This window comes from Synergistaceae bacterium DZ-S4 (assembly GCA_025943965.1).
Taxonomy (GTDB): domain Bacteria; phylum Synergistota; class Synergistia; order Synergistales; family Synergistaceae; genus Caenicola; species Caenicola nitritireducens.
On record JAPCWD010000026.1, the window covers coordinates 1 to 4687 of the forward strand.

Annotated in this window: 2 protein-coding genes and 1 riboswitch; both genes read right to left on the bottom strand. The window is 45.7% G+C overall.

Going from position 1 to position 4687, the window contains the following annotated elements:
• Nucleotides 1-182: 182 nt before the first annotated feature.
• Nucleotides 183-794 carry a hypothetical protein gene (locus tag OLM33_09975; protein ID MCW1713980.1) on the bottom strand — a complete coding sequence of 204 codons (612 nt, stop codon included), beginning with the start codon at nucleotides 792-794 and terminating at the stop codon, nucleotides 183-185.
• Between the two features lie 302 nt (nucleotides 795-1096).
• The gene (locus OLM33_09980) at nucleotides 1097-4174 is read right to left on the bottom strand and encodes an ankyrin repeat domain-containing protein (GenBank protein MCW1713981.1); all 3078 of its coding nucleotides are present in this window, start codon (nucleotides 4172-4174) and stop codon (nucleotides 1097-1099) included.
• 156 nt (nucleotides 4175-4330) lie between these two features.
• Nucleotides 4331-4436, bottom strand: a riboswitch (SAM riboswitch).
• Nucleotides 4437-4687: the final 251 nt, after the last annotated feature.

Sequence of the window (4687 nt, forward strand, 5' to 3'; positions counted from 1 at the left end):
CCAGCTGGAGGTATTTTTCGAGGGCAGGATCTGAAGAAGATTTTCAATGTCAGATAGAATGCGTAGCCTGACAATATGGCTATGCCCTATTGTCTGTTATTGGGTATAATTAAAAAGGCCCGGAGCTAAAAACCAGCACCGGACCGATATTTCAAACGCCTCATTTTGGACCTGTTAGGACTTTACACAAAATCTAGGATAGTCCCTGGCCAATTTTCCAGGTCCTGCACAACTTCCTGGAATTCATGCCCGATCCATTTCGACGGTTCTTTCCCGATTTGTGTAATAATCGACGGAACCAAAGCAGAAGCTTTGTGGGTTTCCTTGCGTACACCCTTTAGGGGATGTCCGCTTACAGCTTTTTCCATATTAAAAACTTCAAGGGTATTTGCGAGCGTTTGTGTCTCATAAATTTGAAGTTCTGCGGCAAGGCAGAGCAAGGATCCTATCCACTTACTGTTCCCCTCATGAACCAGGACGTGAGAGCAAAGTTCTAAAATACCGCGTTTGCTGTCATAAACCGGCCCCGCCAAAGATGCATGGGGCATAAGAGTTCTGTTTATAAGATTCAAAATTCTTTCATCCAGCCTTGGTACTTTCACAAGCTCAGTACGGACAGATATGAAATACCCCTTCTTCCCATCAGGCCCATTTGCCTCACCAATAACATCTATTGTTTGTGCGTGATCAAAAGGCCACCAACGAAAACCATTCTCTGTCTTAACTGACCATTCTTCTTCAACGTGTAATAGTTCACTGTAAAGCTGGTCGATCAAGGTTTTTCCTGTGAACATACTTCTACCCCCTTTATAATAAAAATTTATGTATTTTAATAAAAAACTATTTTCTATGGAACAAGAGTAAAACAATAATATAATTAAATTAAAGAGTAGCATACACCAAGTTATTGACCTTCCCTTATTATTCAAACCCTCACAGGTTTGCAGGTTTTGGCACGTACGTTTTCTTGCAGGTTACCGATATTCCATCGGGGCAGTCCTTCAGAAACTCTTTATGAGTATGTACATATATTATTCCGTTCAGATGGCAAAAAAATCTGTCAGCCTGCTAGGGAACAGTTTTTATTTCCACTGCCTTACGAGACAGCGCCTGCTTCCCTCAGAATTTTTGCCACGCTGGTCATGTCGTATTTAAGAGCGATATTCAGCGGCGTATCACTGTTATTATTTTTAACATTTAAGTCAGCACTTGCATTTATAAGTGTGGTCACAACATCCGTATGCTTGTTCCTACAGGTCTCATGCAGCGGCGTATCGCCGTTATCGTTTTTTGCATTTACGTCAGCGCCGGCATTTATGAGTGCTGTTGCAAAATCAGTATGTCCTAGTTTGCAGGCAATAAGTAGCGGCGTATCACCGTCATTCGTTTTAGCATTTACGTCAGCACCGGCATTTATGAGTGCTGTCTTAACATCCGCATGTCCGTACCAAGAAGCAGTATGCAGTGGTGTCCAACTGTATGCATCTTTTTCATTTACGTCAGCGCCGGCATTTATAAGTGCTTTCGCAAAATCTGTATGCCCTTCCTTGGAAGCAATATGTAAAGGCTTATAACCGTCATTCGTTTTAGCATTTACGTCAGCACCCGCATTTATGAGTGCTATCGCGACATCCGTATGTCCATTCCAGGAAGCAAGAAGCAGAGGAGTATCACCATCAGTAGCTTTAGCATTTATGTCAGCGCCGATATTTATGAGTGCGGTCACAATATCCGTATGTCCGTTATAGGAAGCAAAATGCAGAAGAGTCGAGCCGTCATTAGTTTTAGCATTTAAGTCAGCGCCGGCACCCATGAGCGCAATAACAACGTCCAAATGTCCATTTCTGGAAGCACAAGATAGGGGAGTCCAACCGTATTTATCTTTTGCATTTACGTCAGCACCGGCATTTATCATGCGTCGTATAACTGTACCGTTTTTGTCCTTGAGAGCAGCAAGATGAAGCGGAGTTCTCCCGTCATTTTTTGCGGTGTTGCAGATTGCTCCGTTATCCAGAAGCAGGAAGATGATTTTTTCTGAAAAATACGTGCAGGCTAAGTGCAACGGGGTTGAACCGATGTTACCGTCAGGGTCCATTTCAATTTTTTTGTTGACATCAGCCCCATTTTTGATCAGTTCTGCCGTTATCTGCAGGTTGCCAGTTATTATTGTGGCATGAAGAGGTGAAAGGCTCAAATATGCTTCAGGGATGCCATTACCATTTTTTTTTACATACTCAAGTGTCGAATATAGTATTTTTGATCCTTCCAACTTTATAAGGGACTCCATTAAGGCAGCATCACCACTGTCGATGATGTCGAAGATAGCGTCATGTGATCCCTTTTCTTTCCAGCCATGGTCCTTTATAGTACTTAACAGCCACCGTTCGTTTAAACCTTTATCCGGCAAAGCCCTTCGGAGTTGGAGTCTATCTGAATTTTTGTCTTTTTCTTCCTTTTCTGTATTTCTGCAAGGATTGCAGAGCCATGCGAGTTCCTTTTCAATGACAGGCTTGTTTTTGTTGTATTCCCTGTATCTCGGGTCCCGTATGTTGAATGGCGGCCGGTCATCGGGCCGACGGATCTTATTGAGGAGTTTTGCCAGCATTGTATTGAACGGACCGATTAGATCCGGCCAGTCTTCTGAAATGCGCTTGCATATTTCTTCGGACCTTCCTTCAAGCATCCATCTTTCAAATCCCAGCTCAGAGAAATCATTACCATTGCTCCTATTGTCGAGCCAGGCGCATATGAACTTCTTCAGGCCGCAGCCGAAAGGAAGGCGCGGCAGGTCTTTGTACAGGTAGAATATCTCCTTCGGCTTACGGTCGTCATCGATGACGCTGAGAAAGGCCTTAGTGATCTTCTCATTTTCTTTCCTGTACTCTTCAAGCCTTTTAAAATGTTCGTACTCCCTTTGCCTGATCAGGTCTTCTGTCGGCGTCAGGCGTATTTTCGCTCCCAGATGGTCAAGTACGCCCTGGAGCAGAGATATGTCTGCCATATCGTTTATGCACACGGCAAATTCCTCAATGTCAGGCTTTTCATGGCTCCCGGCCAGTATCACATTGAACTCGAGCTCGGCTGTTGCGGTCGGGCCGTCTTTTCCCCCGGAAATAACTATGCTCCTGTTGTATATGATCGGGTCGGTAAAGTAGTATCTCTTGCCCAACGGGTCCAGCAATACGCCCTCTTCTTCGATCGGGCCCCTTAAAAAATCATAGGTCGTCCACTTGCCGAGCGCGTCGGACAGCAGATCCCACGCTGCCCTGTATTTTTTCGGCCCCTGTGAAAAGAGGAGCCCGTCATCGTTGACAAAGATCTGCTTCTCGTACCATGTCGGTTCATGCCTGTACAGGAAGGGGTGGTAAATGATCCCGGAAGCTTTTAAGCGATCGTCCAGCTTGTCGCACAGCGCGGCGAGGTCCTGATCCGCCCTGATGAGGAGCGGATCTTTTCCGGCTTCAACAAACAGTTCCTTATCAAAAAACATGTCATTTTCCTCCTTTATGGGTCCAGGTTCAGAGTTGGGCGAGCTTTCCAATGAATCTTCATATTTCGCATAACGTTTGAAATAAAGTATTCGATCGTTTTTGCTGAAAAAGTCTTCGATCGTTTTTTCGACCAGGGCATCATGGAATTCGGGATAGAATTCTGATTCTCCCGTGAAAAAATCGAGCCGTTCCTCAAGTTCTTCCGGGAAGTTCATTTCTAGCATTTCGAAAAAATCTTTGGCTGTGAATATGAAATCCACAAGGCCTTGAAGCGTGAGTGGGCGCACGGACGTGCGGGATGTCTTTCTTGTGGTGGTCTCACCGTCGTACTCGTCATTGAAGCGGTAGTGGATGCGGCCGGCTCCCATCCTTGCTCTTATGGAATCAACGTCGTAAGTGGTGGATTTCAGGCATATCCTTGCGATCTCCACCTCGCCGGGCATGTAGCCGGGCAGGAATTCACCGCCCATAAACATGGGGTGGATCCTTCCCCATGCCTTTATGCCGACTTCGTCGAGGACTTCGCCGGTCAGTTCTTTGGGCACGCCTGTGAGGTCGTCTTCGGAGCTTTCTTTGACGAGCCTTCTCCTGACTGAACCGTTGATGCGCTTGATGGTACGGGTGTCTGCGAGCATTGGCCCGAAATAACTTTCGGGGCGGTACGAATAATCGATGCTGTTCATGGCTGTTCCTCCTTCGGTTTTTTGGGTCACTCAGTCCCGAGCAGTGCAGATCCTGACTCAAAATTAGGGGAGGAAAGCCAACAAAAAAAGCGGCCTTTCACGAGGAAAGGCCGCATGCTGACATGCTTCCGGCTATTTTGCCGGTTTTCGGTCTCCCCCTTATCATCCAAACCCTTCCGGGTTTGCAGGTGTTGGCACCTTACGGTTTCTCGCAGGTTGCCGGGCTTCATCGGGCCAGTCCCTCAGCCACTCTGGATAAGAGTTTTGTTACTTTTGTATTATAGCATAATCGCAAAAAAAAATAATTCTTTTTCATTTAAATAGACCGCCGAAAGATGGGCCGAAAGAAGAACGTCCAGTACGCGTCCAAGGTTTTATGGTAAACGTCACACGTGTCCAAGATAGGAAAATAAAAAAGTAAAGCCTCCGTTATTGGGATATCATTAAGTTGCGACACAAAAGAATCCCAAAGAAACCACGGAGGCAGAACAATGATAAAGTGCATGAGCCTAT